Here is a 26,761-nt window from a genome sequence, read left to right as displayed (position 1 = left end):
TGCGGCTGCACCGACACCACGATCTCCATCCTGCGGCCAGACACCACAAGACTGCCGCAAGATCATCATCCCGGGCCTGCCCAACACACCCTCACCCAACCCGAGAATTAACCACCAGGGTCCGTCATTCGCCGAAAACAACCGCGCCGGACCCGTGACCTGGTGCCCTCGTCGCGCTGTCGGTCGGCGCGACGATCGGCACCGGGATCTTCGTGGTGCTCGCCGAAGCCGCACCCGCCGCCGGGGCCCGCGTGGTCGTCTCGTTCGTGCTGGACGGGGTGGCCGCGCTGTCCTACCCCGAGCTCACGGGCAGCGTGCCGGTGTCCGGCTCGGCCTACTCCTACACCTACACCACGCTCGGCGAACTGGTCGCAGGGATCAGTGGCTGGTGCCTGCCGCTCGAGACCGGGTGTCGGTCAACCTTCCTGTCACCTCCGGCGCGCCGCAGCGGGGGCGGCTGGCAGGAAGGTTCCCTTCCGTTCACTCCGGCAACGGGGCGGGCTCCTGGTTCAGGCGGGACTTACGGCGGCCATAGCCGAATCACACGGTGAGGCGATCGCGTCAAGGCCGCTGCGGATGACAGGAAGGTTCCCTTGCTCCAGGTCACGGTTGTTCGGGATGACAGGAAGGTTCCCTTGCTCCAAACCAATGCCGTCTGGGTGGCAGGAAAGTTCCCATGCTCTCGTCAGGGTTGGCGTAGCCAAGCCGTGACGTCGCCGGGGAGCGAGCCCTCTTCGGGCGCGGCGCTGGACAGGAGCAGCTCTCCTGGTGGGAGCGGGATGGCGACCGGTCCGGTGTTGACCAGGACCAGGACGTTGCTCCCACGCCGGAAGGCCAGGACATCGCCGATGTTGTGCTGATCGTCCCAGCCGAACCGCTCGTCGCTGCTGAACCCGCGGCGCACTCGCAGCGCAGCTCGGTAGAGCTCCAGCATCGAGTTCGGGTCGCCACGCTGTGACTCGACCGAGCAGTCGCACCAATCGGCGGGCTGCGGCAGCCAGGGCGGCACGGCGCTGAAACCGAAGGACACCCCGTCCCGGGTCCACGGCAACGGCACCCGGCAGCCGTCGCGGCCCTTCTCCTTGTGTCTGGAGTGCATCCACTTCGGGTCCCGCAGAACGTCCGCCGGCAAGTCCGCGACCTCCGGCAGCCCCAACTCCTCGCCCTGGTACAGGTACGCGGACCCGGGCAACGCCAGCGCGAACAGGATCGCTGCCCTCGCCCGACGGGTGCCCAGCTCCAGGTCCGGCGGTGGCTCGGTGCCATCGGAGGCCAGCCACACCCGCAGGTCGACGTCGGCTGGTAGCCCCAGTGCTGATACCTGCCGCACTGCGTCGTGGTTTCCTAGCACCCAGGTCGCCGTGGTCCCCACCGAGGACGCCCCGTCTATCGACTCCGACACGATCCGCCGGTACTCCGACGCCTGCCAGCGCACCCGCAGGAACTCGAAGTTGAACGCCTGCTGCAGTTCACCCGGCCGGATGTAGCGGACCCGCCGGTCGCCGCGCACCCACGCCTCAGCGACCCCGACCAGCGGCGGGCCAAACTCGTGGAACACCCGGTTCCAGTCGCGGTAAACGTCGTGGACCTCAGGCCGATCCAGGAACGGGTGGTCGGGATTGGCAGCGAAATCGTCCAGCCCGGAGCTGCCCTCCCCTCCGACGACCTCGCGCAACGGCTCCCGCAGGTCCTTGACCAGCGCCGCGGCCACGTCCACCCTGAATCCGTCGACGCCGCGTCGCCCCCAGAACCGCAGTATGTCCAGGAACTCGGCCCGAACCTCCTGATTCGCCCAGTCGAGGTCGGGCTGTTCCGGGGAAAACAGGTGCAGGTACCACTGGCCGCCCGGCACCCTGCTCCAGGCGCTGCCGCCGAAGCGGGACTCCCAGTTGCTCGGCGGGCGCTCCCCTCGCGGGCCCTTGCCGTCACGGAAGATGTAGCGGTCGCGCTCAGGGGAACCCGGGCCAGCGGCCAGGGCTCGCCGGAACCACTCGTGTCGGTCCGAGGTGTGGTTCGGGACGATGTCGATCAGGACTCGGATATCTCGCTCGTGCGCCGCCGATACCATCCGGTCGAAGTCCTGCAGGGTGCCCAGGGACGGGTCGATGTCGCGGTGGTCGGTTATGTCGTAGCCGCCGTCGACCCATGGGGATGGGTAGCAGGGCGTTAGCCAGATCGCGTCCACACCGAGCCAATCGAGGTAGTCCAACCTGGACGTCACGCCCTGGAGGTCGCCGACTCCATCGGCGTTCGCGTCGGCGAAGCTTCGGGGGAAGATCTGGTACGTGACCGCGTTTCGCCACCAGGGGTGGGGCATTGGGGTCCTTCGTGGGGGCTCTTGGCGTGGGCTGGTTGTTGGCGTTGAGATTCGCAGGGTTTTGGGCATTGCGCTTCTTGACTTGGGTTCGTTGGGGGTTGGGTTTCGCCGGTCCGTTGGGGTTTGGTTCCGGTTTGGGGCTGATCCAAAATCGGGAGGTGTGTGGGCAGGCGAAGACATCCGGCGCAGCGCAGCGGAGCCGGATTCTGTGGTGTGCCTCGGGTTAAGCGGCGTGTTGTTCGGGGGGCGAGGGTGACTTTCTGGCCTTTCAGCCCCGGGGCGGGTTCAGGGAAACCGAAATACGAGACCGGCGCCCCGTGTTCATCTCATCCCCCACAGCCGACCCCAGACGAACACCACGACCAGGCGGCAAAGCACTACCCACCCAACACCGCGCGATCATTGCTCGGCACCTGCCGGTGTCGCGCGGGCATGCGACCACGCCCGGATGTTGACCAGTTTGTGCCACCACAGCGGTGGCCCGCGTCGGGCACCATGGCCGTATGCAGCAGACGAGCAGTCGCGAGGTGTACGCCAACCCGTGGATGACCGTCCGCGAAGACGGCATTCGGCGAGGCGATGGTTCCGACGGGATCTACGGCGTGGTCGACAAGCCCGACTACGCTTTGGTGATCCCGCTCGACGGCGATCGGCTCCACCTCGTGGAGCAGTTCCGGTACCCGTTGGGCATGCGGCGGTGGGAGTTCCCGCAGGGCAGCGCTCCGGATCGGCTCGACGTCGAGCCGACCGAGCTCGCCGCTCGGGAGCTGCGCGAGGAAACCGGCCTGCGGGCAACCAGCCTCGTCGAGATCGGCATTCTCGATGTGGCTCCCGGCATATCCAGCCAGCGTGGGCGGGTTTTCCTGGCCACCGGGCTGACGGCGGGCGAGCACGAACGCGAGTTGGAGGAGCAGGACATGCGGGCCGCCTGGTTCTCCCGGGCCGAGTTCGAAAAGATGATCGCCGCAACCGAGGTCACCGACGCGCAGTCGGTCGCCGCCTACACGCTGCTGCTCCTGCACGAACGCCGGAACCCCACCTGAACGGCCGTCAGGGGCGCGTCACAGCCCCACGCCGCCGAGCGTCGTCAAGTCGATGCGCTCCGGCGGCCTCGCCAGCATGCCCAGCACGCTTTCGATGCTGACCTCGCCCTTCGAGCTCGCCGCTGCCGCCAGTGCTGCATCGGCGCTCTCCTGGTCCACCCACGCCTCGACCACCCGCACCGTGTCCGGATCTCCGGAATCCTGGCTGATGACGTAGAGCTCGCAGCCCTGCACCTGCCGGAGACCTTCCGCGACCTGCAGCATCACGGCCGCGAGGTCGCCGCCCTGGCCGGGCTTCGCAGTGAAGGCCATCAAGCGGCCGACCTTCGTCGACTGGGTCATCGGCATCCTCCAGACCGTCCGGCTCACCGCGAACCCTAGTTACCGGCACCGACAGGTCAGGCTTCCTCCAACACCGACCGCAGGAACGCCCGGGTGCGCCCCTGTTCCGGCCGCTCGAACAGATCGGCCGGCGGCTTGTCCTCGATGACCTTGCCCTTGTCGAACATCAGCACCCGGTGGGAGACGTCGCGGGCGAACTTCATCGCGTGCGTCACGCACAGCATCGTGATGTCGCTGGTGCGCGCCAGATCTCGCAACACGTCGAGCACCTCTGCCGCCAGTTCCGGGTCCAGCGCTGAGGTGATCTCGTCGAGCAGCAGCACGTCCGGGCTCATCGCCAGCGCTCGGGCGATCGCCACGCGCTGCTGCTGGCCACCGGAGAGCTGCGTCGGAAAGGCGTCCACCTTGTCCGCCAGGCCCACCATGTCCAGGAGTTCCCGCGCTCGCCGCTCGGCGTCCTCAGTGGACTGCCCGAGCACGTGCACCGGTGCCTCCGTGACGTTGCGCAGCACCCGCATGTTCGGGAACAAGTTGAACTGCTGGAACACCATGCCGATCCGCCTTCGCACCTTCCGCAGGTGCTTCTCGTCGGCGGGCACCAGCCTTTCGCCGCGGCGCACGTGGGTCAGGCATTCCTCGCCCACGTGGATCGTGCCGCCGTCCACCCGCTCCAGTGTCATCAGCAACCGCAGGATCGTCGTCTTGCCCGATCCGCTCGGCCCGATCAGGGTGACTCGCTCGCCCGGGCGGACTGCGAAGTCCAGTTCGTCCAGCACCACGTTGTCGCCGAACCGCTTGACCACGCGGTCGAACCGGATCATCTCTCCGCCCACCTCAGATCCCAACACGCCGTTCCAATCTCCGCACCAGCAGCGACGACGGGTAGCTGAGCAGCAGGAAGCAGATGCCCGCCAAGGTCAGTGGCTCCACGTACCGGTACGCCTCCGCCCCGGCTTCCTGCGCCGCCCCTACCAGATCGAGTACCCCGATCGCCAGCAACAGAGGCGTTTCCTTGAACATCGAGATCGTGTAGTTGCCCAGCGCGGGCAGCACCCGCGGGATCGCCTGCGGCAGGATCACGCTCGTCCACACATTGCGGGGCGGCAGGCTCAGCGCCGTCGCCGCTTCCCACTGACCTCGCGGCACACCTTCGATGCCAGCCCGGTAAACCTCCGCCGTGTAGCAGGCGTAATGCACTCCGAGGCCGATCACTCCGGTGGTCAGCGAGGAGAACTTCAGGCCGATGCCCGGCAGCACGTTGAACAGGAAGTACAGCTGCACGAGCAGCGGTGTGCTGCGAACGAACTCGATGAACGCCCAGACCGCCGTGCTGACCAGCCTGATCCTGGATCGCCGCAACAGGGCCAGCACAAGACCGAGCGCGAACGCCACGATCGAACCCAGCACCGTGGCCTCGAACGTCACCACCAGGCCGCCGAGGATGTCCGGGATGATCCGGCCGGTGAATTCCCAGTCCCAGATCAACTAGATCGCCCCGCCTTCGACCCGGCCAAGCGCCTTCGACGGTCCGACCGGTTCGCGGCCGATGGCCGCCGCTGCCCGCCGCTCCAGCAGCCTCATCACCATCGTGATCAGCACCGCCAGCACCAGGTACAGCGCGAGCATCAGCAGGTAGATCAGCGTGGTCTGGCCGGTGAAGTTCGGTTCGAGGACCTCCCGGCCTTGGTAGGTGATGTCGTGCACGAAGATCAGCGACAGCAGCGCGCTGCTCTTCAGCAGTTGAATGAACAAGTTGTTCAACGGCGGGATCATCTCCACCGCCGCCTGCGGCAGGATCACCCGCCGCATCCTCTGCACCCGGCTGAAGCTCAGCGCGACCGCGCACTCGTATTGCTCCTTCGGCACTGCCTGCACCGCACCGCGCACGATCTCGCCGCCGTACGCGCCGTGGTTCAGGCCGAGCACGAGCACGCCCGCCCACAGCGGCAGCAGCTCGAAGCCGACCAGCAGCAATGGCAGCGCGAAGAAGATCCAGAACAGCTGGACCACTTCGGATGTGCCGCGCCACACCTCCACATAGCTGCGGGCGATGACGCGGACCCACCGCCAGGGCGCGAGCATGCCGAGTCCAGCCACGAACGACAGCGCGATGCACAGCGCTATGCCGCACAGCGTCGCGATCACCGTCGGCGGCACACCCTGCAACAGGACCGAGAGGAAGTGCGAGAAGTTCTCGAACATGTCGTCTCCCGTCGCCGGGATCAGCTACCGGCGCACAGTGCCTCCGTGGTCACCTCGGCCGGTGGCAGGTTGTCCTGGGTGAAGCCGAACGGCTCGGCGATGCGGACCCACTCGCCGCTGTCGTGCAGCTTCTTCAGCTCGGTGTTGAACGCACCGCGCAGTGAGGTGTCCGGCGTGCGGAACACGAATGCGCCCGCCTGCACCTCAGGCTTGCCGTTGATCACCGGGGTGAAGCCCTTGGTCACCTCGACCTGCGCGCCCGGGCTCTTGCGCACAAGGTCGTTGAGCGAGATGTTGGTCAACGCGGCGCAGTAGACGCGTTTGTTGGTGACCGCCTGCAAGAGCGCGTTCTGCGAGTCGAAGACCTGCACCTGCGCGTCCGGCACGCCCAGCCGTTGCGCGTATTCCTTTTCCACCGCTCCGCTGAGGACCGCGAGGTTGAGCTTCTTCTTCGCCACGTCCTCGAAGCTGGTGACGCCCTCGGGGTTTCCCACGGGCACCAGGAACGCCGTCGGCGCGATGTAGTCCGGGATCGAGAACGCCGCGTTCTTGCAGCGCTCCGGGGTGATGAACATGCCCGCCGCGACCACGCTGAACTTGCCCGCGTTGAGGGCCGGGATCAGCTGGTTGAAGTCGACCTGCGAGGCCAGCACGGTGTTCACCCCGAGGTTCCGGAACACCGCGCGCGCCACCTCCGGGGCCTCGCCGGTGATCTTGCCCGATGCGTCGGTGAAGCCGTAGGGCGCCTCGCCGGCTATGCCGACCTGGATGGTGCCGGAATTTCGGGCCTCCTGGAGCGGATCACCGCCCGCACCACCCCCGCCGGTGCGGGTGCACCCGCCCAGCACCAGCGCGCCCACTGCGGCGCCGGAGCCCTTCAGGAAATCTCGCCGCGTCCATCCTCTGCTCGCCATGACCATCGCCCCTTCGAAGCGGGAGCAGGGTTCTCGCCCATGGTCAGGCCCGAACGCGTGACTTGCATCACTGGGGCGGTTCGGGTTGGTGCACCGCTCAGTCGGTCACGCGTTCGATGTCAGCGCCGAGACCGCGCAGGTTCTCCACGAAGTGGGGATAGCCGCGATCGATGTGGAACACGTCCCACACCTCGGTCGAGCCGTCCGCGCACAAACCGGCCAGCACCAGTCCCACCCCGGCGCGGATGTCGGTCGCCCACACCGGGGCGCTGGACAGCCGCTCCAGGCCGCGCACCACCGCGTGGTGGCCGTCGGTGCGGGCGTCGGCGCCCATTCGGACCAGCTCCTCGATAAACCGGAACCTGGACTCGAACAGGTTCTCGGTGATCATCGAGGTGCCGTCGGCGACAGCCGACAGCGCCAACGCCATCGGCTGCAGGTCGGTCGGGAACCCCGGGTACGGCAGCGTCACGAAGTCCACCGCATGCGGGCGGCCGTTCATCGCCACCCGGAAACTCTCTTCGGAGGTGGTCACCTCGGCACCCGCGCTGCGCAGCTTCTCCAGCACCAGGTTCAAGTGCCGCGGATCGACCCCGCGCACCGTGATGTCGCCGCACGTCGCAGCCGCCGCGAACGCCCAGGTAGCGCCGACGATCCGGTCCCCTATCACGCGGTGCTCGACGGCCTTCAGCGAGGACACGCCGTGCACAGTCAACGTCGACGTGCCGGAACCCTCGATCTTGGCGCCCATCTGCTGCAGCATCACGCATAGATCGACGATCTCCGGCTCCCGCGCCGCGTTGTCGATCACCGTGGTGCCTTCCGCCAGCACCGCGGCCATCAGGATGTTCTCCGTGGCACCCACGCTGGGGAAGTCCAGCCAGATCTGGGCGCCGCGCAGGTTCTCCGCCTCCGCAACCACCGCGCCGTGCTCGATGTGGCTGGTCGCGCCAAGCTGCCGCAGGCCGTTCTGATGCATGTCCAGCGGGCGGGAACCGATCGCGTCACCACCGGGAAGCGTCACCATCGCGCGCCGGCACCGGGCCACCAGCGGCCCCAGCACGCACACCGACGCACGCAGCTTGCCCATCGATGGTGAGATCGCCTCGTGGTTGATCGACGCCGGGGTCGTAATGTGCACCGTGCCACCGTCGATCGACACCTCGCAGCCGAGGCTGCGCAGCACGTCGGCCATCAGCGGAACGTCGAGGATCTCCGGGCAGTTGACGATCGTCGTCGTGCCCTCCGCCAGCAGCGCCGCAGCCATCAGCTTCAGCACGCTGTTCTTCGCTCCGACCACGTCGACTTCGCCGACGAGGCGCGCCCCGCCGTGTACCCGGAAGTGCTCACTCACGAGCATCGAGGTTACGGCCCGACCCCCACGGCCATCGGATCGGGTTGCGATCGGAGCGAGCATGGGAACCTTCCTGCCACCCCCAGCGCGGTCGGACTGCAGCATGGGAACCTTCCTGTCACGCACGCCCTGGCACCGGCGGGTTCCGCCTAGGCTGTCGGCATGGCAGTCCACCTGACGAAGATCTACACGCGGACCGGCGATTCGGGCACGACTCGGTTGTCGGACAACTCCAAGGTGCACAAGACCGATCCGCGGCTGATCGCCTACGCCGATGTGGACGAGACGAATTCGGTGCTCGGCGTGGCGTTGGCAACCGCGCACCTCGCCGACGACGTCGTCGAGGTGCTGAGGGCGGTGCAGAATGACCTGTTCGACGTGGGAGCGGACCTGTCGACGCCGGTGGTCGAGAACCCGAAGTACCCGCCGCTTCGCGTCACCCAGGCCTACGTCGACCGCCTCGAGGGCTGGTGCGACGAGTTCAACGCGCGCCTGGGCAAACTGGACTCGTTCATCCTCCCCGGTGGCACTCCCGGCGGCGCGCTACTGCACCAAGCAAGGTGCGTGGCCCGGCGCGCCGAACGGTCGGCGTGGGCACTGCAGGAAGCCGACGGAGAGCGCACTTCGCCGCTGCCCGCCAAGTACCTGAACCGGCTGTCGGACCTGCTGTTCATCTTCGCCCGGGTGGCGAACCCAGACGGCGACGTCCTCTGGAAGCCGGGCGGCAACGCCTAGTAGGGCTTTGTCACGCCTCCTCCAGCTCGGCGAGCACCTGCCGCACCAGCCTGTTACCGCGCGCCTAAGGTGCGATGTACATCCGCTTGAGTTCGGCGTCGTCATCGTTTTCGAATCCACCACCCGCCGGAGCCGACCGACCGGGCATCGACGTAGCCGAGCAGGAACAGCCCTAGGGCGGCCGGAACTCGTCGGGATCCACTGGCGTCAGGTCCTCCTCGCCGTAGCGGATCACGTACTCCTGCTGGAGGGCGTCGATCAACTGCTTGGCATCGGGGTTGGTCGTACGCGACCGTTTCGATCCGCATATCGAAGCCTGGGACTCCGTTCAGCGCACGGGTTTCTCGAACCAGTGCTTTGCGTACTGATTGTCGTTGTAGGCCGGAATTTCCCGGTACCCCGACGAGTCGTATAGCGCGCGGGCTTCGCTGAGTTCGGCGGCAGTGTCCAGGCGGATCCGCGAGCAGCCGAGCTGCCGGGCGCGGTCTTCCAGCGCCGCGAGCAATGCCCGGCCCGCGCCTCGGCCGCGCAGTTCCGGCGCGATCCACATCCGCCGGATCTCGCCGGTACCGCCGTGCTGGGTGCGCAGGGCGCCGCAGCCCAGCACCTGGCCCTCCGCGCGGACCACCAGGAACGCCCCAGTCGGCGGCGTGAAGTCGCCCTTCGCGGGCGGGGCGGCGCGGCTGGCGTCGAACCCGTCCGGGAAACGGTGGTTCAGCTCCGCGACATACCGGTCGAGAGCGAGCTGGGCGCCAGGGCTATCGATGGGTTCGAGTTCGATCGTGAAACTGGCTTGTTTCGTCACAGTCCCAGTCTTCGCCAACCCATGATTCACTTCCAGTTACCGAGTTTCATAAAGCGTAAAGTAAAGCTTCATGCTCGACCCATCGCGTCTTCTCGTCCTGCTAGCCCTCCGTGAGCAAGGCAGCGTCACCCGCGCCGCCGAACAGCTGCACCGAACTCCCCCGGCGGTGTCGCAGCAGCTGGCCCGGTTAGAGAACGAGGTCGGCGCCCAGCTGGTCGAGCGGTACGCCCATGGCGTCCGCCTGACCCAGCTGGGCGCCCGGCTGGCGGAACAGGCCGAGCGCATCGCCACCGCGCTGGACGACGCAACCGAAGACGCCGCGCGGTTCCGCGACGAACACCGCAACCGGTTGCGGGTCGGCGCATTCCCCACCGCTGGGCTCGCCCTGCTGCCGGAAACACTCGCCGCGCTGCGCCACCGGCATCCCGACGCCGAACTGACCGTCGTCGACCTCGGCCCCGCCGAAGGCATCAACCGAGTTGCCGCTCACCAACTCGACCTGGCACTGGTCGGCGAATACGACGAACCGCTCGACGTACCCCCAGGCGTGCGGCTCGTGCATCTCCTGGACGATCCGATCCACGCGGTGCTACCCGGCGACCATCCGCTGGCCGACCGTGCCGTGCCGGAGCTCGGCGACTTCCAGAACGACGCATGGGCCTGTGCACCGCGCCACCTGCCGAACCGACGCCAACTGGACGCCGCAGCCCGCGCCGAGGGCTTCACCCCGAAGGTGACCTTCGAGTTCGAGTCGTACGCCGTCGCCGAAGCTGTGGTCTCGGCCGGGGTGGCGGTGTCCTTCATCCCCCGCCTCGCGATCGGCGGCTCGCCAGGAATCCTGCACCGCCCACTCGAATCCGGGCTGCACCGCCGCATCCATGCCGCCGTGCCCACCAGCACCAGGCACGCCCCGCTCACCGACGTCTTCCAGCAAATGCTGCACGACCTCTGCGGCGATCTCAGCCGCCGGACGTGAGCATGGGAACTTTCCTGTCAGCGTCGTGACAGGAAGGTTCCCATGCTGTCAGCGCACGAAAAAGCGGGGCCCGGAAGCGGACCCCGCTGGAAGGTTTCAGGATGCCCAGGGCACCGATCGGCCCGGTGGGGCGGATTCGAGCCAGGACAGGAAGCCGGTCAGGGCGTCCGTGCTCATCGCCAACTCCAGCTCCGGGCCGGTCAGGTCGAGGACCGTCGACCCGGTGGGCATCGCGTAGGCCTCCGCCATCGACGGCTCGCGGCGCCGCGCGATCTCCACGTCCCGGCGGTTGATCACCCAGTTAGGCCCCGATCGCAGGCTCAGCGCCCGGTACCAAGCGAACTCCTCGCCCCGGTAGTGCGCGACACCTAGGTGCCAGCCTCGGCCACCGCCGTCCTTGCGGGCGCGCAACGCCACGTCGATGCCCCCGACGCGCAGTTCCCGCAGCCGCCGCCACGCGAGCGCCGCGACGACCACGGCAGCGATCACCAGCAGCCCGAAGGCCACCGCGAGCAACAGGACCGGGGAACCCATGCGCGGCCCGGATCAGGCCGAGTGGCCGGCTGCTCGCAATCGGCTCAAGGCCCGTGCCCGGGCCTGTTCATCGGCGCTCTTGACGTCCTCGCGGGCCTGCGCCACGTCGATCTCGGAGGCGAGCTCCGCGGTCTCCGCCAATACGCTCACACCGTCCGCGGTGACGGAAAGGAAACCACCGTGCACCGCGGCGGTCACGGTCTCCTTGTCGGTGGTGGTGATGCGCACCACGCCACCCTCGATCAGCTCGCCGAGCAGGGGCTCGTGCCCCGGCAGGATGCCGATCTCCCCTTCGGTGGTCTGCGCGACCACGGCGGTCGCCTCCCCGGACCACAGGCGGCGCTCGACGGCGACCAGTTGGACGGACATGTTGGCCACGCGCGTCTCCTTTGTCGGGTGTGTGCCCGCAGTCTATCCGGTGCCACCAGGGCGATCGTGACCGGCTGGGCTGGAATTGCCTTGTCGCGGTGCTTGGCAATCGGGGTCGGGGTCCGCCCGGACCCCGACCCCGTTGCTCACTTCTCGGTGAGCTTCTTGTACGCCTGCTCCAGGTCGTCGAGACCACCGATGGACAGGAACGCCTGCTCCGGGTAGTGGTCGAAGTCGCCCTTGCAGAGCTTGTCGAAGGCCTCGATGGTTTCCTTCAGCGGAACGAAGGAGCCCTCCTGGCCGGTGAACTGCTTGGCCACGAAGAAGTTCTGCGACAGGTAGCGCTCGATGCGACGCGCCCGCTGCACCGTCACCTTGTCCTCTTCGGACAGTTCGTCCATACCGAGGATGGCGATGATGTCCTGCAGTTCCTTGTACTTCTGCAGGATCCGCTTGACCTCCTGCGCCACCCGGTAGTGCTCCTCGCCGACGATCGCCGGGTCGAGAATCGTGGAGGTGGACGAAAGCGGGTCCACCGCCGGGTAGATACCCTTCTGCGAGATCGCACGGGAGAGCTCCGTGGTCGCGTCCAGGTGGGCGAAGGTGGTCGCCGGGGCCGGGTCGGTGTAGTCGTCCGCGGGCACATAGATCGCCTGCATCGAGGTAATCGAACGACCCCTCGTGGAGGTGATGCGCTCCTGCAGCTCACCCATCTCGTCGGCCAGCGTCGGCTGGTAACCCACCGCGGACGGCATCCGGCCCAGCAGGGTCGAAACCTCCTGGCCGGCCTGGGTGAACCGGAAGATGTTGTCGATGAACAGCAGCACGTCCTGGTTCTGGACGTCGCGGAAATACTCCGCCATCGTCAGCGCGGACAGCGCCACCCGCATGCGGGTGCCCGGCGGCTCGTCCATCTGCCCGAACACCAGCGCGGTGTCGGCGAGCACGCCCGACTCGTCCATCTCGACCCAGAGGTCGTTGCCCTCACGGGTGCGCTCGCCGACGCCAGCGAACACCGAGGTGCCGCCGAAGTTCTTGGCGACCCGGCGGATCATCTCCTGGATGAGCACCGTCTTACCGACACCTGCACCACCGAACAGGCCGATCTTGCCGCCCTGCACGTACGGGGTGAGGAGATCGATGACCTTGATGCCAGTCTCCAGCATCTCGGTCTTGCCCTCGAGCTGGTCGAAGCTCGGCGCCTTGCGGTGAATCGCCCACTTCTCGGCGTCCGAGGCGTAGCCCGGCTCGTCGAGGCAGTGGCCCAGCGCGTTGAACACGTGGCCCTTGACGATGTCGCCAACCGGCACCGAGATGCCGGCACCACTGTCGGTGACCACGACGCCGCGGACGAGACCCTGGGTGGGCTGCATTGAGATCGTGCGCACGACGCTGTCACCCAGGTGCTGGGCGACCTCCAGCGTCAGCGTCTTCGCCATGCCTTCGGCGGTGATGTCCACCGTGAGGGCGTTGAACAGGTCTGGCACCTGGTCGCGCGGGAACTCGACGTCCACGACCGGGCCGAGCACCCGGACGACGCGGCCCGTGCCAGTGGTGGTGGCGGTAGCAGCAGTCATGTCACTCACTTCCTGCGGACGAGAGCGCCTCGACACCGCCGACGATCTCGCTGATTTCCTGGGTGATCTGGGCCTGGCGGGCCTGGTTGGCCTCACGGCTGAGGTTGCGGATCAGCTCGTCGGCGTTGTCCGTCGCCGACTTCATCGCCGTCCGGCGAGCCGCGTGCTCTGAGGCAGCCGAATCCAACAGGCCCGCGAACAGGCGGGTCTTGATGTACTTCGGCAGCAGTGCGGCGAACAACGTCTCGGCGTCCGGTTCGAACTCGTATGTGGACTTGAGCGTCTTCACCGACTCGTCGGAGTACTCCACCTCAAGCGGAGCGATCCTGCGGACCGTCGGCCGCTGCATGAGCATCGAGACGAACTCGGTGTGCACCAGGTGCAACTCGTCCACGCCCAGCTTACCGTCCGGCCCCCCGTCGTCGAGGTAGTCGTCGGCGCCCGCCAGGAACGCCTTGACCAACGTCTCGCCGATCTCGGCCGCGTCGGCGTAGTCGGGGCGGTCGCTGAACCCGGTCCAGCTCGCCTCTATCTCGCGCTGGCGGAACCGGTAGTACGTCTCGCCCTTGCGGCCGATGACGTACAGCACCGGGTCCTTGCCCTGCTCGCGCAGCAGCGCCTGCAGCTCCTCAGCCGCCTTGATCACGTTGGCGTTGTAGCCACCGCAGAAACCCCGGTCGCTGGTCACGACCAGCACGCCGGCGCGCTTCGGGTTCGAGCGCTCGGTCAGCAGCGGATGGTCCAACGTGCTCACGTCGGCCAGCGCGGACAGGACGCTGGTGATCTCCTCGGCGTACGGCCGCGAAGCCTCGACCCTGGCCTGCGCCTTCATGATGCGCGAGGTAGCGATCAGCTCCTGCGCCTTGGTGATCTTCCGGGTCGATTTGATCGACCGGATCCGATTCCGGAGTTCCCGAAGTTGAGCCATGACTTACCCGGTCACTTCTTCGGCGCGGGGCGGTTGACCTTCACGGTCTCCCGTCCCACCTCGTCGGCCGCCAGCGCTTCGGCGTCCGGCTCGGCCGGGACGACCGACTCGCCGCCGGAGCCCGTGAACTGCTTCTTGAACTCCTCGACCGCCGACACGATGGCCTTCTCACCGTCTTCGGAGAGCTTGCCGGTTTCGACGATGTCCTTGAGCGTGGTCTCGCTGGTACGCCGCACGTACCCCAGGAACTCGCTCTCGAACCGGCGCACGTCGGCGACCGGGACCGAGTCCAGGTGCCCCTTGATGGCGATGTAGAGGGAAACGGCCTCTTCCTCGACCGGGAGCGGCTCGCCCTGGCTCTGCTTGAGGACCTCCATAAGCCGGGCGCCGCGGTCCAGCTGGGCCTTCGAAGCGGCGTCCAGGTCCGAGGCGAAGGCGGAGAACGCCTCCAGTTCGCGGTACTGGGCCAGGTCCAGACGCAGCGAACCGGTGACCGACCGCATCGCCTTGATCTGAGCGGAACCACCGACGCGCGACACCGAGATACCGACGTCGATGGCCGGGCGCTGACCCGCGTTGAACAGGTCGGACTGCAGGAAGCACTGCCCGTCGGTGATGGAGATGACGTTCGTCGGGATGTAGGCCGACACGTCGTTGGCCTTGGTCTCGATGATCGGCAGACCCGTCATCGAGCCGGCGCCCATCTCGTCGGAGAGCTTCGCGCAGCGCTCCAGCAGGCGCGAGTGCAGGTAGAACACGTCGCCCGGGTAGGCCTCACGGCCCGGCGGGCGGCGCAGCAACAGCGAGATCGCGCGGTACGCCTCGGCCTGCTTGGTCAGGTCGTCGAAGATGATCAGGACGTGCTTGCCCTGGTACATCCAGTGCTGGCCGATGGCCGAACCGGCGTACGGGGCCAGCCACTTCAGACCCGGCGAGTCGGAGGCCGGCGCGGCGACGATGGTGGTGTACTCCATCGCACCGGCGTCCTCCAGGGATCGCTTCACGCCGGCGATCGTGGAGCCCTTCTGGCCGATCGCGACGTAGATGCAGCGGACCTGCTTGTCCGGGTCGCCGCTGGCCCAGTTGGACTTCTGGTTGATGATCGTGTCGACCGCGACAGTGGTCTTGCCGGTCTTGCGGTCGCCGATGATCAGCTGACGCTGGCCGCGGCCGATCGGGGTCATCGAGTCGATGGCCTTGATGCCGGTCTGCAGCGGCTCGTGCACGCCCTTGCGCTGCACGACCGTCGCGGCCTGCAGCTCCAGGGGACGCTGCGCTTCGGCGGCGATGTCGCCGAGGCCATCGATCGGCTCGCCCAGCGGGTCGACCACGCGGCCGAGGAAACCGTCGCCGACCGGGACCGAGAGAACCTTGCCGGTCCGCTTGACCTCCTGGCCCTCTTCGATCTTCTCGGACTCGCCCAGGATGACCGCACCGATCTCCTGCGCTTCCAGGTTCATCGCGACACCGTAGACGCCGCCCGGGAACTCCAGCAGTTCCTCGGTCATCACCGAAGGCAGACCCTCGACATGGGCGATGCCGTCACCGGTATCGGTGACGACCCCGACCTCCTCGCGGCTGACCTCCGGGGAGTAGCTGGAGACGTACTTCTCGATCGCACTGCGGATCTCGTCCGACGAGATCGTCAGCTCCGCCATGTCTCGTTCCTGCCCTCGGTTAGTTCTTGGAAGGGAGTTGGTGTTCGACGCTTCGTCAGTCGGCGAGGTCGCGTCGAAGCGACTGCAGGCGTCCCGTGATGCTGCCGTCGATGACCTCGTCGCCGACCCGGATCAGCAGCCCGCCCTCGACCCCGGGGTCGACCTCGAGGTGCACGGCGATCGGCCGCGCGTAGATCCGCTGCAGGGTGCGCGACAGCCGTTGCTGCTGCTCATCGCTGAGCGGGATCGCGGACCGGACGTGCGCCACCGAGCGCTCGCGGCGCTTCGCGGACAACTCGGCCAGCTCTTCCAGGCCTTCGCTGACCCGCCGACCGCGCGGCCGGGCCACCAGTTGGCGAACCAGGCTCAGGGTCACCGGCTCGACCTTGCCCCCGATGAGCTGGTCGACGACCGCGTACTTGCCCGCCTCGTCCCCCGTTGGGGCCGACAGCAACCGCTCCAGGTCGACCTGGGAGCCGATGATGCGGCCCAGCCGGAACAGCTCGTCCTCGACGGCGTCGAGCCGACCGGCCCGCTCGGCCTGCACCAGCAGCGCGGTGCGGGCCAACCGCTCCAGCCCGTCGACCAGGTCCGTCGGACTGGACCAGCGGGCCCGGACGGCCTCGACGACCACCGGCAGCGCCCGCGCGCCGAGCTTGTCCGCCAACAGCCCGCGGGCCAGGTCCTCCCTGGACCGCGGGTCGGTGGAGGCGTCGGCGAGCGCCCGCCGCAGCGTGGACTCGCGGCCCAGCAGGGCGGCCACGCCGAACAGCTCGTCGGCGAGCCCGGTGATCTCCGCGGCCTGGGCCCCATCGGTGGCCTGCAGCAGCTGCAGCTCGGTGGCTGCCAGCGCCTCGCGGCTCGCGGCGTTCACGAGGGTGCTCAACTCTCAGCGCCTTTCACTCGGTTAGGCCTTGGCCGATTCGGACGACGCCGGGGCCGAGGCGGCCTCCAGCTCGTCGAGGAACCGGTCGACGGTGCCCCGCCGACGGGCCTCGTCCTCCAGGGACTCGCCGACGACCCGGCTGGCCAGGTCGACCGCCTGGCGGCCGAGCTCCGACCGCAGCTCGGCGACGATCTGGGCCCGCTGGTGTGTCAGCTGCGTCTGGCCCTGGTTGATGATCCGCTCGGACTCGGTCTGCGCCTGGGCGCGCATCTCTTCCAGGATCTGCTGGCCTTCGGCGCGGGCGTCATCGCGGATCCGGGCCGCTTCCGCACGGGCCTCGGCCAGCTGCGACTTGTACTGCTCCAACGTCCGCTGGGCCTCGGCCTGGGCGGCCTCGGCCTTGGCGATACCGCCCTCGATCCGCTCGCTGCGCTCCGCGTAGATCTTCTCGAAGCGCGGGATCGCGTACTTCCACAGCGCGAACAGCAGCAGCAGGAAGGCGATCAGACCGACCACGATCTCCGCTGGTTCGGGGATGATCGGGTTGTGCTCGCCAGCCGCGGCCAGCAGCATCTGCGTCTTCACCACAACGTCTCCCAACGCGTTGAGCCGTTATCAGGCAGCGGAGGCGATGAAGTAGACGACCAGACCGATCAGCGCCAGCACCTCGACCAGAACGAACGAGATCCAGGCGATGCCCTGCAGCTGGCCCTGGGCCTCCGGCTGGCGGGCGGTGCCGTTGATGACGGCCGCCCAGATCAGGCCGACGCCGATACCGGGGCCGACAGCGCCCAGGCCGTAGCCGATCGCGGCCAGACCGGGGTTGATGCTGCCCGCGGCTTCAGCGGCCTGCGCAAGAACGATGTTGCTCACTTTCACTACCTTTCACTCGGTCCGCTTCTCGGCGCGGATCGGAGGTCTTGGTCTTTCTCGTCAGTGCTCGGAGGACAGCGCCGCGCCGATGAAGTTCGCGGTCAGCAACGCGAAGATGTAGGCCTGCAGCACCTGGATCAAGGCTTCGACGAACGTCAAGGCAATGGAGAAGGCGAACGCGACGATCGAGATCGGCTTGAACGCCCCACTCGCCTCAATGAGCAGGAATTCCCCGCCCAAGGTGAACACCAGGAGGATCAGGTGTCCGGCGAACATCGCGGCGAAGACTCGGACCGCCAGGGCGGCCGGCTGCGCGATGAACTTCTGCAGAAATTCGATCGGGGCAAGCAGGAGGTAGATCGGCTTGGGCACCCCGGGTGGGAACATGACGTGCTTGAAATAGCCCAGGAAACCGTGCCGAGCGAAGCCGACCCCGTGGAACACCAGGTACACCACGATGGCCAGCGCGATCGGGAAACCGATCCGCGACATCGTGGGGAACTGGACGACCGGGATGATGCCGAAGATGTTGTTCACCAGGATGAAGGTGAACAACGTGAAGATCAGCGGCACGAAGGGACGGAAGTCCTTGGCGCCGATCTGCTCCCGCGCGATCTTGTTGCGGCTGAACTCGTAGACGAACTCCGCAACGAACTGCCCCTTGCCCGGGACCAGTTTCAGGTTCCGGGTGGCGATCACGAAGTAGGCGCCCACGATGATCGCCGACAGCACGACGAGGAGCATCGGCTTGGTGACTCCGCCGAAGATCGGCGGAAGGACAAAGCTATCGGCACCCGGCGGTTGGAATGTTCCGCCCTCGGCCAGCATCAGCGCGCCCAACTGGGCTCCTTCCGGTTCTCCCGGTGAACTTCACTCTGCCGGGGGAATCGTCACGTTTTGCACTTAACGTACCTGATACGCGATCTGGCACGCGGAGGGGCCCTCCCCACCGCATGGGATCGCGGGGCCTCCGTGGAGTCCACCGCCCCGTGCTGCGCAGGGAAGGCTTCTGCCGCGGGACGATATCAGCGGGTAAGTAGCCACCCGAGATGTGGTCGGGCACCACCCGTCCGGCCCACGGCCGACCGCCGGGAAATCCCGCCGGAACCGATCAGTTCCCCGGCACGATAGTGGGAATCTTGGTGCGCTTGAAGGCCACCACTTCGGCGCCCGCCCACACCATCACGGTGGCCAGCATGGTGAACGCCAGCGATTCCCGGTGGATCACGTCGATGCCGCCCAGCAGCGTCATCACCACCAGCAGCACGATCATCTTTCCGATGTAGCCGCCGAGCGCGGCGACCATCACGAAGTGCGGGTTCATGCCACCGGTGAACCGCATCAGCCAGATCGTCAGCAGCGACGAGGCGAACGCCACGACGCCACCGACCAGCGCACCGATCAACCCGGGCAGCCCGACCAGCACGGTCGCCACGATCGCCCCGACGGCCACCGTCGCCACCCCCGGCCACACGGCGGTGCGCAGCATGGCCGATGCGAGCCTCCGCACGATTTCCGCGTGCGGGTTCTCGGACTTGGCCAACTCGGGGGCCTCAGCGGGGGTCGGCGCGTCGGTCGCTTCGCTCATCGGGACTCTCGATCGGCTCGGGTGCGCATTCGCGGAATCACCGAGATGATAGCCGCCAGCAACACCCCGAGGCCTACGACCCATGCCACAACAACCGCGTTGAACAGCGTCAACGACACCGCGCCGAAGGCGATGACGGCCGCCCACAGGTAGATCAGCAGCACCGCGCGGCGCTGCGAATGCCCGATTTCCAGAAGCCGGTGGTGCAGGTGCATCTTGTCGGCGTGGAAGGGGCTCTTGCCCGCCCGGGTGCGGCGCACCACGGCCATGATGAGGTCCAGCAGCGGCACGAACAGCACCGCCGCGACCACCAGCAGCGGCGACAGCAGCGCGATGGTGTCGGTCGGGTTCATGTAGGCGTAGTTCATCCGGCCGGACGCCGACGTGCTGGCGGTGGCCAGCATCAGGCCGATCAGCATCGAACCCGAGTCGCCCATGAAGATCTTCGCGGGCTGGAAGTTGTACGGCAGGAAGCCCAGGCAGGCCCCGGCGATCGCGGCCGCGATCAGCGCCGGCGGATAGGCGTTGACGTCGCCGCCCTGCCGGTCCAGCACACCGAGGCAGAACACGAAGGTGGCGGTGGCCGAGACCAGGCCGATGCCGGAGGCCAGCCCGTCCAGCCCGTCCACGAAGTTCATCGCGTTGATCATCGCGACGACCAGCAGCACGGTCAGCAGCTGGCCCTGGTTGCTGCCCAGCACCATCAGCTGACCCACGTGGCCCTCGTCCCCGCCGCCCCACGGGACCCAGAACATGAACCACTGCACGCCGAAGAGCACCAAGATCCCGGCTGCGGTGACCTGTCCGGCCAGCTTCGTCAGGGAGTCCAGCTCGAAACGGTCGTCCAGCGCTCCGACGAAGACGATCAGCCCTCCGGCGATGACCACGGCCAGGATGTCATTGGAGTAGGAGAAGCCGCGCGACAGCGTCGGCAGGTTGGCGGCGAGGAACATCGCCACCAGCACCCCGCCGTACATCGCGACCCCGCCCATCCGCGGCATCGGCTTGACGTGCACGTCTCGCTTGCGGGGGTAGGCGACCGCGCCGACGCGGATCGCCAGCAACCGGACCAACCCGGTCAGCAGGAAGGTCGCCGCCGCAGCGGTGAGCATGACGAGCAGGTACTCACGGGCTGGTAGTCCGGCCGGAGCCCACGGCGCATTGTCCATACCGGTGGCTCACCCGCGCTGTGCCGAGGCCTGCGGGAATTCGACGTTCAGCCCCCAGAACGGATTGCTCAAGCCCGGCGCTCCTCATCGCTGTTCACGTTGCGGTTGGCGAGTGCTAACGCTATCGGCCCGCCCCCGGGGTGCTTTCACCGGTCCGCTTCGAGCTCTTCGCCGAGCACCTCGGACAGGTCGGCGAGGCTCACCGCGCCCTCCCGCAGCACCCGCGGCTTGCCCTGAGTGAGGTCGACGATGGTGGAGGCGACGGGTTCCCCGGACGGGCCGCCATCGAGGTAGACCTGCACGGAGTCGCCGAGCTGCTCGCGCGCCTGGTCCGCGTTGCTGGCCGGCGGGTGGCCGGTGCGGTTGGCGCTGGAGACGGCCATCGGGCCGACCTCGCGCAGCAGGTCCAGGGCCACCGGGTGCAGCGGCATCCGCAGGTTCACCGTGCCCCGCGTGTTGCCGAGGTCCCAGGACAGCGACGGTGCCTGCGGCAGCACTAGCGACAGCCCGCCGGGCCAGAACGCCTCGATCAACGCGCGCGCCTGCTGCGGAACGGACATCACCAGCCCATCCACAGTCGACCAAGAGCCGACCAGGACCGGCACCGGCATGTCCGGGCCGCGCCCCTTGGCGGCGAGCAGGGCGTGCACGGCGTTGGAGTCGAAGGCGTCCGCGCCGATGCCGTAGACGGTATCGGTGGGCAGCACTACCAGCCCGCCCGCGCGAACCGCGTTGGCCGCGGCGGCCAGGCCTTCCTCGCGGCTGTCCGGACTGGTGCAGTCATAGACGGTGCTCACACCCCGATCCTGGCACGCCTGGGGTCGGCCCCGTTCGAGTGGTGCGGCTCGTCGTCGTCCGGCAGCATCCGTCCCGAGTAACACCCGAGCGCTCGACCTAGATCACGTGTGGTGTGCCCGCACCGGAGAACGCCGGCGGCGTTCGGGCGCCTTCCGGAAGCGGGCACGAATCCGGACGAGCGCGAGGAGAGCAAGCATGACCGCCCCACCCCAGGGTGTCGAGGCCGACCAGATCGAGTTCCCAGCGGGCCGGATCCGTTTCTACCGGGCGGGTTCCAGCGGTCCGGCGGTCGTCCTGCTGCACGGCGGCGGGCCGGACAACGCGCTGCTGAGCTGGCGCCACGCGATCGGTGTGCTGGCCGCCGACCACCGGGTGTTCGCGCCGGACCTGCCCGGCCAGGGCGGGAGCATGCCGTGGCGAGGCAGCGCGAACCAGCGCACCTTCGAAGAGGTGCTGCGCTGGCTGATGGACGCCTGGCGGGTGCCAGAAGCGATCCTTATCGGCCTTTCGATGGGCGGCAGCATCGCGGCCGGTTTCACGCTGCGCAACCCGCGGCGGGTGCGCGGGCTCGTGCTCGTGGACAGCACCGGATTGCAGCACAAGATGCCGCACCACTTCTTGACCTACGCGATGCTTCGCAGCGGTTTCACCGGCCCGTTCGCCGCGAAGTTGTTGCAGCTCAACCGTTGCGTCACCCGCACGGTGCTAACGCGGGGTTTCTTCACCGGCGGGCAACCGGTACCAGATCTGGAGTCCATTGTCGACGAGGTCTTGACCGAAACCCGCGCGCGGGGTTCGATTTTCGCCGACTGGCACGCCGACGCCGTCGCCCGGAAGGCGATGCGGATCAACCACCTCCCGCACCTGGGGCAGATCCAGTGCCCGGTGATGGTGATCCACGGCGAGTGCGACGCCATCGTGCCGGTGTCCGCGTCGCGCGATGCCGCCGGTGCGATCCCGGGCTCATCGCTGCGGGTGATCCCCGACGCAGGTCACTGGCCGAACCGCGAGAAACCCACCGAGTTCAACGCCCTGCTGCGCGAGTTCGTCAACGCCCGGAGCTGATCCGGCCCGGCGGCTGGAGCATGGGAACCTTCCTGTCACTGCGGTCGGGTGCGGCGGGCGGTGGCGAAGCGGGGGCGACCGGCCAGGTCGGTGTGCTCCTGGACGTCTTCGAGGACGCGGCGTGCGCGCAGCAGGGCGGGCACCGAGCCGCCGTGGGTGTCGTCGTGCTCGATGGCCATCCCGCCGCCGGGGCGCAGCAGCCGGGCCGCACAGCCCACGACGTGCCGGACCACATCGAGGCCGTCGCGGCCGCCGAACACAGCCTGGTGCGGGTCGTGGTCGCGGACCTCCGGCGGCACCGGGGTGCCCTCCGGCACGTACGGCGGGTTGCAGAGGACCAGGTCAACCAGGCCCTCCAGCTCCATGAACAGCACCGGGTCGGTGACATCCCCCGCGTAGAGGCGGATCGGGGTGTCACCGGCCTGGGCCTGCTGATCGGCGTTGCGGCGCGCCCAGGCCAGCGCGGCGGGCTCCTTCTCCACCGCGTGCACGGTGGCGTCCGGGCGGGCATTCGCCAGCGCCAGCGCCAGCGCCCCGGACCCCGTGCAGAGGTCCACCACGGTCGGCAGCTCCACGCCTTCCAGCGTCGCCAGGCCCCAAGCGAGCAGCAGTTCCGTCTCAGGCCGGGGCACGAACACGCCGGGCCCGACTTCGAGCGCCACGGCCCCGAGCGACGCGGTACCGGTGAGGTGCTGCAGCGGCACCCGCGCGGCCCGGCGGCGCACCAGGTCGTGCAGCGCTTGGACGACCGGCGGGTCCACCAGCGGCACCATCATCAACTTGGTGCGCTCGACCCCCAGCAGGTGCGCGGCAAGCAGTTCGGCGTCGGTGCGCGGGCTCGCCACGCCCGCCGCGGCGAGGATGCGTTCCGCCTCGAGAATGGCCAGGCGCAGGGGCTGTCGCGTCACACGGTTAGCTTAAAGCGCGAGGCGTTCTTTCCGGTCGGCGGCGAGCAGGGCTGCCACCACCGCATCGAGATCGCCGTCGAGGACCTGGTCCAGGTTGTAGGCCTTGTAGTTCACCCGGTGGTCGGAAATGCGGTTCTCCGGGAAGTTGTAGGTGCGGATGCGCTCGGAACGGTCCACTGTGCGCACCTGGCTGCGCCGCGCCTCCGACGCCTCCCGCTCGGCTTCTTCCGCGGCGAGCGCCTGCAACCGGGCCTTGAGCACCTGGATGGCGCGCTGCTTGTTCTGCAGCTGCGACTTCTCGTTCTGGCAGGACACCACGACGCCGGTCGGCAGGTGGGTGACCCGCACCGCCGAGTCGGTGGTGTTCACGCTCTGCCCGCCCGGCCCGGACGACCGGTAGACGTCGATCCGCAGGTCCTTCTCGTCGACCTCGACCTCGACCTCCTCCGGCTCGGGGTAGACCAGCACCCCGGCGGCGGAGGTGTGCACCCGGCCCTGCGACTCGGTGACCGGCACCCGCTGCACCCGGTGCACGCCGCCCTCGAACTTCAGTCGCGACCAGACCCCGTCGGGGCTGGTGTCACCGGCCTTTGCCTTGATGGCGACCGTGGCGTCCTTGTAGCCGCCGAGGTCGGATTCGGTCGTGTCCAGCACCTCGGCCCGCCAGCCCTGGCGCTCCGCGAACCGCAGGTACATGCGCAGCAGGTCGCCGGCGAACAGCGCGGACTCCTCGCCACCCTCGCCCGACTTGACTTCCAGCAGCACGTCGGAACCGTCGTGCGGGTCGCGGGGCAACAGCAGTTCGGTGAGCTTCGCCTCCAGAACCGGGATCGACCCGGCGAGCCGGTCGGCCTCCTCGGCGAAGGCGGCGTCCTCGGCGGCGAACTCGCGGGCCGTGTCCAGATCGGACTGGGCCTGGTCGAGCTCCCACGCGGTGCGCACGATCGGGGCGAGCTGGGCGTAGCGCCGACCGAGCTTGCGGGCATTCGCCTGGTCAGCATGCACGCCGGGATCGGCCAGCCGCTGTTCCAGTTCCGCGTACTCGGTGAGCATCACTTCAAGCTTCGATGTCTCCACTGGTGACCCTCTTCCGCTGGTTCCTCATTCATTAGCGGCCTCAGCCGCTTGCGGTGGGGCAAGCAACCTGCACCGCCGCGGGCGAGAGGGCGTCTGAGGTTGCGCTGCCCGCACCGCCCCGCAAACCACTTCTGACCCACATCCTTTGCTGCGGACGTTCGGACACCAAACGCGGCGACGGCGCCCGTCCCGCGCTGCTCGCGTGGGACGGGCGCCGTCGGTGCAGCTACTTCTGCGCCTTCTGGCGCTTGCCGTAGCGGGCCTCGAAGCGGGCCACGCGGCCGCCGGTGTCCAGGATCTTCTGCTTGCCCGTGTAGAACGGGTGGCAGTTCGAGCAGACCTCGACTGTGATCTGGCCGGTCTTGCGGGTGCTGCGGGTGGTGAAGCTGTTGCCACAGCCGCAGTTCACCTGCGTGACCACGTATTCGGGGTGGATGCCACTCTTCAACGGCTCGTCCTCTCTACTTGGCCGCCGGGTCCACACGGCCGCTGCCGCGCGGTGAACCGGTGCCGGATCAACCCTGCATTCTGCCAGACCAGGGCTCGTGACCTGCAACGCAGGGGGCCGGTCCGGTATTCCGCAGGGCCTTTGGCGCGTCCGCGCAACCGCCCAACGCACCAAACGAACCGCCTACCGAGCGACCCCCTTTCGAGGGTGCGTCCGGGGTGGTCCGCCGTCCATCCTCGACGCGTGCAGCTTTGTTCGGTCCTGGGAAGACTCACGGTGAAGTCGTGGGTGTTCCTGCCGCTACTCTTCGTATGCAGCGCGGCCGGGGTCGCCGCCCTGCTCGATATGCTGCTCGGGCGCCACCCGAGCCTCGACCAGGAGCTGAGCCTCTCCGCACCGCTGCTGTTCGGGTTCGCCGCCGGGCTGGCCATGTTCACCGCGAGCCACGTCCGCTGGAACTTCCGTTGGCAGCGCCGCAGCCTGCGATTCAGCTACCCGCTGCTGATGGTGGCCTGTGCCCTCGCCACGGACGGGCTGCAGCTGCCCGTGGTCGCCGCGCTCGCCGTCGGCCCGGTCGGAGCCGCGCTGCTGGCCGTCCTGCTGGTCCGCGCCTACCGAGAGCGGGACATTCCGGAGTGCTCCCGGGCATGACGTCGCGCAGGTGCGAGCATGGGAACCTTCCTGTCACCCACTCCCAAGAAAGCGGCAGGGCCCGCACCGGGGTCGGTGCGGGCCCTGCCGTCGGGTGGGAACGGGACAGCCGGTGGGAACCGGTCAGTCGTCGTCCTTGCCCGGGGTGGTCTTGGCGACCTGCATCAGGAACTCGATGTTGGTGCGCGTCTTGCGCAGCCGGTCCTGCAGGAGTTCCAGCGCCTGCTGCGCGTCGAGCGCGGCGAGCACCCGGCGCAGCTTGTGCGTGACGGCCAGCTCGTCGGGCGAGAGCAGGATCTCGTCCTTGCGGGTGCTGGAGGAGTCGACATCCACCGCCGGGAACAGCCGCTTGTCCGCGAGCTTGCGGTCCAGCTTCAGCTCCGCGTTACCGGTGCCCTTGAACTCCTCGAAGATGACCGTGTCCATCGTGGAACCGGTCTCCACCAGCGCCGTGGCGAAGATGGTCAGCGAGCCGCCGTTCTCGATGTTGCGGGCCGCGCCGAGGAACCGCTTCGGCGGGTACAGCGCCGTGGAGTCCACACCACCGGACAGGATTCGCCCGGACGCCGGGGCCGCCAGGTTGTAGGCGCGGCCCAGTCGCGTGATCGAGTCCAGCAGGACGACCACGTCGTGGCCCATCTCGACGAGCCGCTTGGCCCGCTCGATGGACAGCTCGGCGACCGTGGTGTGGTCCGACGGCGGCCGGTCGAAGGTGGAGGCGATGACCTCACCTTTGACCGAGCGCTGCATGTCGGTGACCTCTTCCGGACGCTCGTCGGCGAGGACGACCATCAGGTGGCACTCGGGGTTGTTGGTGGTGATCGCGTTGGCGATCGCCTGCAGCACCATCGTCTTACCGGCCTTCGGCGGCGAGACGATCAGCGCGCGCTGCCCCTTGCCGACGGGCATCACCAGGTCGATGATCCGGCCGGTCAGGTTGTGCGGCTCGGTTTCGAGGCGCAGCCGCTCGTTCGGGTAGAGCGGCGTCAGCTTGTGGAACTCGGGGCGGTTCTTCGCCGCGTCCGGCTCCAGGCCGTTGATGGAGTCCACCCGAACCAGCGGGTTGAACTTCTGCCGCTGCTGTTCGCCGTCGCGGGGCTGCCGGATGACGCCCTTGATCGCGTCGCCGCGGCGCAGCCCGTACTTGCGGACCAGCGACAACGACACGTAGACGTCGTTCGGGCCAGCCAAGTAGCCGGAGGTGCGCACGAAGGCGTAGTTCTCCAGCACGTCCAGGATGCCAGCCACCGGCAGCAGCACGTCGTCCTCGCGGACCTCGGGCTCGCCGCCCTCGCCGCGGCCGCGGTTGCGGCGGCGGTCGCGGAACCGGCGGCCACGACCCCGACGACCGCCCTCGTCGTCATCGTCGTCAGGCCGGTTATCGCGGTCCCGGTCCTGCCGGTTGCCGCGGTCCTGGCGGCTGTCCCGCTCCTGGCGGTTCTCCCGCTCCTGGCGGCTGTCCCGCTCCTGGCGGTTCTCCCGCTCCTGGCGGCTGTCCCGCTCCTGGCGGTTCTCCCGCTCCTGGCGGCTGTCCCGCTCCTGGC

General features: G+C 68.3%; 29 protein-coding genes and 1 pseudogene. 6 read left to right on the top strand and 24 right to left on the bottom strand.

Going from position 1 to position 26,761, the window contains the following annotated elements:
- Positions 1–161: 161 nt before the first annotated feature.
- Positions 162–410, top strand: a pseudogene (locus tag ACWDKQ_RS15035) (amino acid permease); the annotation flags it as partial.
- A 275-nt stretch (positions 411–685) separates the two neighbouring features.
- On the opposite strand, the gene ACWDKQ_RS15030 reads toward ACWDKQ_RS15035, so the two are convergent.
- Positions 686–2,317 (bottom strand): glycoside hydrolase family 13 protein, encoded by a 1,632-nt coding sequence (locus ACWDKQ_RS15030; RefSeq protein ID WP_450139325.1) that lies wholly within the window; start codon positions 2,315–2,317, stop codon positions 686–688.
- Between the two features lie 503 nt (positions 2,318–2,820).
- On the opposite strand from ACWDKQ_RS15030, the gene ACWDKQ_RS15025 reads away from it, so the two are divergent.
- Positions 2,821–3,360, top strand: coding sequence for an NUDIX domain-containing protein (locus ACWDKQ_RS15025; protein WP_450139324.1), 540 nt, complete (start codon positions 2,821–2,823; stop codon positions 3,358–3,360).
- 18 nt (positions 3,361–3,378) lie between these two features.
- On the opposite strand, the gene ACWDKQ_RS15020 is transcribed toward ACWDKQ_RS15025, so the two are convergent.
- From ACWDKQ_RS15020 to murA, 6 genes are all read right to left on the bottom strand, one after another.
- Entirely contained in the window at positions 3,379–3,702 is a 324-nt protein-coding gene (locus tag ACWDKQ_RS15020; RefSeq protein WP_450139323.1) for a putative quinol monooxygenase, read from the bottom strand.
- 56 nt (positions 3,703–3,758) lie between these two features.
- Positions 3,759–4,523, bottom strand: coding sequence for an ectoine/hydroxyectoine ABC transporter ATP-binding protein EhuA (gene ehuA / locus ACWDKQ_RS15015; protein ID WP_450139322.1), 765 nt, complete (start codon positions 4,521–4,523; stop codon positions 3,759–3,761).
- 13 nt (positions 4,524–4,536) lie between these two features.
- Positions 4,537–5,187 carry an ectoine/hydroxyectoine ABC transporter permease subunit EhuD gene (gene ehuD, locus ACWDKQ_RS15010; RefSeq protein ID WP_450139321.1) on the bottom strand — a complete coding sequence of 217 codons (651 nt, stop codon included), beginning with the start codon at positions 5,185–5,187 and terminating at the stop codon, positions 4,537–4,539.
- Positions 5,188–5,904 (bottom strand): ectoine/hydroxyectoine ABC transporter permease subunit EhuC, encoded by a 717-nt coding sequence (gene ehuC, locus ACWDKQ_RS15005; protein WP_450139320.1) that lies wholly within the window; start codon positions 5,902–5,904, stop codon positions 5,188–5,190.
- Between the two features lie 20 nt (positions 5,905–5,924).
- Entirely contained in the window at positions 5,925–6,818 is an 894-nt protein-coding gene (gene ehuB / locus ACWDKQ_RS15000; protein ID WP_450139319.1) for an ectoine/hydroxyectoine ABC transporter substrate-binding protein EhuB, read from the bottom strand.
- A 97-nt stretch (positions 6,819–6,915) separates the two neighbouring features.
- On the bottom strand, positions 6,916–8,172 hold the full coding sequence (murA, locus tag ACWDKQ_RS14995) for a UDP-N-acetylglucosamine 1-carboxyvinyltransferase (protein WP_450139318.1): 1,257 nt from the start codon (positions 8,170–8,172) through the stop codon (positions 6,916–6,918).
- Positions 8,173–8,334: 162 nt separating this feature from the next.
- On the opposite strand from murA, the gene ACWDKQ_RS14990 reads away from it, so the two are divergent.
- A complete protein-coding gene (locus ACWDKQ_RS14990) occupies positions 8,335–8,907 on the top strand; it encodes a cob(I)yrinic acid a,c-diamide adenosyltransferase (RefSeq protein ID WP_450139317.1) in 573 nt (190 codons plus the stop codon).
- A 328-nt stretch (positions 8,908–9,235) separates the two neighbouring features.
- Here the strand turns inward: ACWDKQ_RS14990 and ACWDKQ_RS14985 are convergent, their stop codons facing one another.
- Positions 9,236–9,712, bottom strand: a complete 477-nt coding sequence (locus ACWDKQ_RS14985; protein WP_450139316.1) for a GNAT family N-acetyltransferase — start codon at positions 9,710–9,712, stop codon at positions 9,236–9,238.
- 70 nt (positions 9,713–9,782) lie between these two features.
- Between ACWDKQ_RS14985 and ACWDKQ_RS14980 the strand changes: the two genes are divergently transcribed.
- The gene (locus ACWDKQ_RS14980; protein WP_450139315.1) at positions 9,783–10,688 is read left to right on the top strand and encodes a LysR family transcriptional regulator; all 906 of its coding nucleotides are present in this window, start codon (positions 9,783–9,785) and stop codon (positions 10,686–10,688) included.
- A gap of 96 nt (positions 10,689–10,784) precedes the next feature.
- On the opposite strand, the gene ACWDKQ_RS14975 is transcribed toward ACWDKQ_RS14980, so the two are convergent.
- The 12 genes from ACWDKQ_RS14975 to ACWDKQ_RS14920 form a co-directional block, all read right to left on the bottom strand.
- Entirely contained in the window at positions 10,785–11,222 is a 438-nt protein-coding gene (locus ACWDKQ_RS14975) for a DUF2550 domain-containing protein (protein WP_450139314.1), read from the bottom strand.
- A 12-nt stretch (positions 11,223–11,234) separates the two neighbouring features.
- Positions 11,235–11,600, bottom strand: a complete 366-nt coding sequence (locus ACWDKQ_RS14970; protein ID WP_010305255.1) for a F0F1 ATP synthase subunit epsilon — start codon at positions 11,598–11,600, stop codon at positions 11,235–11,237.
- Between the two features lie 137 nt (positions 11,601–11,737).
- Positions 11,738–13,168 (bottom strand): F0F1 ATP synthase subunit beta, encoded by a 1,431-nt coding sequence (gene atpD / locus ACWDKQ_RS14965; RefSeq protein WP_433879411.1) that lies wholly within the window; start codon positions 13,166–13,168, stop codon positions 11,738–11,740.
- 1 nt (position 13,169) lies between these two features.
- The gene (locus ACWDKQ_RS14960; RefSeq protein ID WP_450139313.1) at positions 13,170–14,096 is read right to left on the bottom strand and encodes a F0F1 ATP synthase subunit gamma; all 927 of its coding nucleotides are present in this window, start codon (positions 14,094–14,096) and stop codon (positions 13,170–13,172) included.
- Between the two features lie 11 nt (positions 14,097–14,107).
- Positions 14,108–15,754, bottom strand: a complete 1,647-nt coding sequence (gene atpA / locus ACWDKQ_RS14955) for a F0F1 ATP synthase subunit alpha (RefSeq protein WP_450139312.1) — start codon at positions 15,752–15,754, stop codon at positions 14,108–14,110.
- 55 nt (positions 15,755–15,809) lie between these two features.
- A complete protein-coding gene (locus ACWDKQ_RS14950; RefSeq protein WP_450139311.1) occupies positions 15,810–16,640 on the bottom strand; it encodes a F0F1 ATP synthase subunit delta in 831 nt (276 codons plus the stop codon).
- A gap of 21 nt (positions 16,641–16,661) precedes the next feature.
- The gene (locus tag ACWDKQ_RS14945) at positions 16,662–17,225 is read right to left on the bottom strand and encodes a F0F1 ATP synthase subunit B (protein WP_450139328.1); all 564 of its coding nucleotides are present in this window, start codon (positions 17,223–17,225) and stop codon (positions 16,662–16,664) included.
- A 30-nt stretch (positions 17,226–17,255) separates the two neighbouring features.
- Entirely contained in the window at positions 17,256–17,513 is a 258-nt protein-coding gene (locus ACWDKQ_RS14940; protein WP_029534827.1) for an ATP synthase subunit c family protein, read from the bottom strand.
- Positions 17,514–17,573: 60 nt separating this feature from the next.
- Complete coding sequence (atpB, locus tag ACWDKQ_RS14935; RefSeq protein ID WP_450139310.1) at positions 17,574–18,353, bottom strand: F0F1 ATP synthase subunit A; 780 nt, start codon at positions 18,351–18,353, stop codon at positions 17,574–17,576.
- 271 nt (positions 18,354–18,624) lie between these two features.
- Entirely contained in the window at positions 18,625–19,101 is a 477-nt protein-coding gene (locus ACWDKQ_RS14930; protein WP_450139309.1) for a hypothetical protein, read from the bottom strand.
- Positions 19,098–20,270, bottom strand: coding sequence for a glycosyltransferase family 4 protein (locus ACWDKQ_RS14925; protein ID WP_450139308.1), 1,173 nt, complete (start codon positions 20,268–20,270; stop codon positions 19,098–19,100). The genes ACWDKQ_RS14930 and ACWDKQ_RS14925 overlap by 4 nt, the downstream gene beginning before the upstream one ends.
- Before the next feature lie 146 nt (positions 20,271–20,416).
- The gene (locus ACWDKQ_RS14920; RefSeq protein ID WP_450139307.1) at positions 20,417–21,067 is read right to left on the bottom strand and encodes an L-threonylcarbamoyladenylate synthase; all 651 of its coding nucleotides are present in this window, start codon (positions 21,065–21,067) and stop codon (positions 20,417–20,419) included.
- A 196-nt stretch (positions 21,068–21,263) separates the two neighbouring features.
- Here ACWDKQ_RS14920 and ACWDKQ_RS14915 point away from each other — a divergent pair, with 196 nt between their 5' ends.
- Positions 21,264–22,133, top strand: coding sequence for an alpha/beta fold hydrolase (locus ACWDKQ_RS14915; protein ID WP_450139306.1), 870 nt, complete (start codon positions 21,264–21,266; stop codon positions 22,131–22,133).
- A gap of 35 nt (positions 22,134–22,168) precedes the next feature.
- On the opposite strand, the gene prmC is transcribed toward ACWDKQ_RS14915, so the two are convergent.
- From prmC to rpmE, 3 genes are all read right to left on the bottom strand, one after another.
- A complete protein-coding gene (gene prmC / locus ACWDKQ_RS14910; RefSeq protein ID WP_450139305.1) occupies positions 22,169–23,041 on the bottom strand; it encodes a peptide chain release factor N(5)-glutamine methyltransferase in 873 nt (290 codons plus the stop codon).
- 9 nt (positions 23,042–23,050) lie between these two features.
- Positions 23,051–24,118: a peptide chain release factor 1 gene (prfA, locus tag ACWDKQ_RS14905; protein WP_450139304.1), complete on the bottom strand. Its 1,068-nt coding sequence runs from the start codon at positions 24,116–24,118 to the stop codon at positions 23,051–23,053.
- 226 nt (positions 24,119–24,344) lie between these two features.
- On the bottom strand, positions 24,345–24,566 hold the full coding sequence (rpmE, locus tag ACWDKQ_RS14900) for a 50S ribosomal protein L31 (RefSeq protein ID WP_010305211.1): 222 nt from the start codon (positions 24,564–24,566) through the stop codon (positions 24,345–24,347).
- Positions 24,567–24,842: 276 nt separating this feature from the next.
- Between rpmE and ACWDKQ_RS14895 the strand changes: the two genes are divergently transcribed.
- Positions 24,843–25,217, top strand: a complete 375-nt coding sequence (locus tag ACWDKQ_RS14895; RefSeq protein ID WP_450139303.1) for a hypothetical protein — start codon at positions 24,843–24,845, stop codon at positions 25,215–25,217.
- 123 nt (positions 25,218–25,340) lie between these two features.
- Here the strand turns inward: ACWDKQ_RS14895 and rho are convergent.
- The coding region (rho, locus tag ACWDKQ_RS14890) for a transcription termination factor Rho (RefSeq protein WP_450139302.1) at positions 25,341–26,761 on the bottom strand (1,421 nt) is incomplete at its 5' end.

This window comes from Saccharopolyspora sp. NPDC000995 (assembly GCF_053599315.1).
Note: the sequence above shows the minus strand (reverse complement) of the source record. Positions and strands in the feature narration are given on the sequence as shown.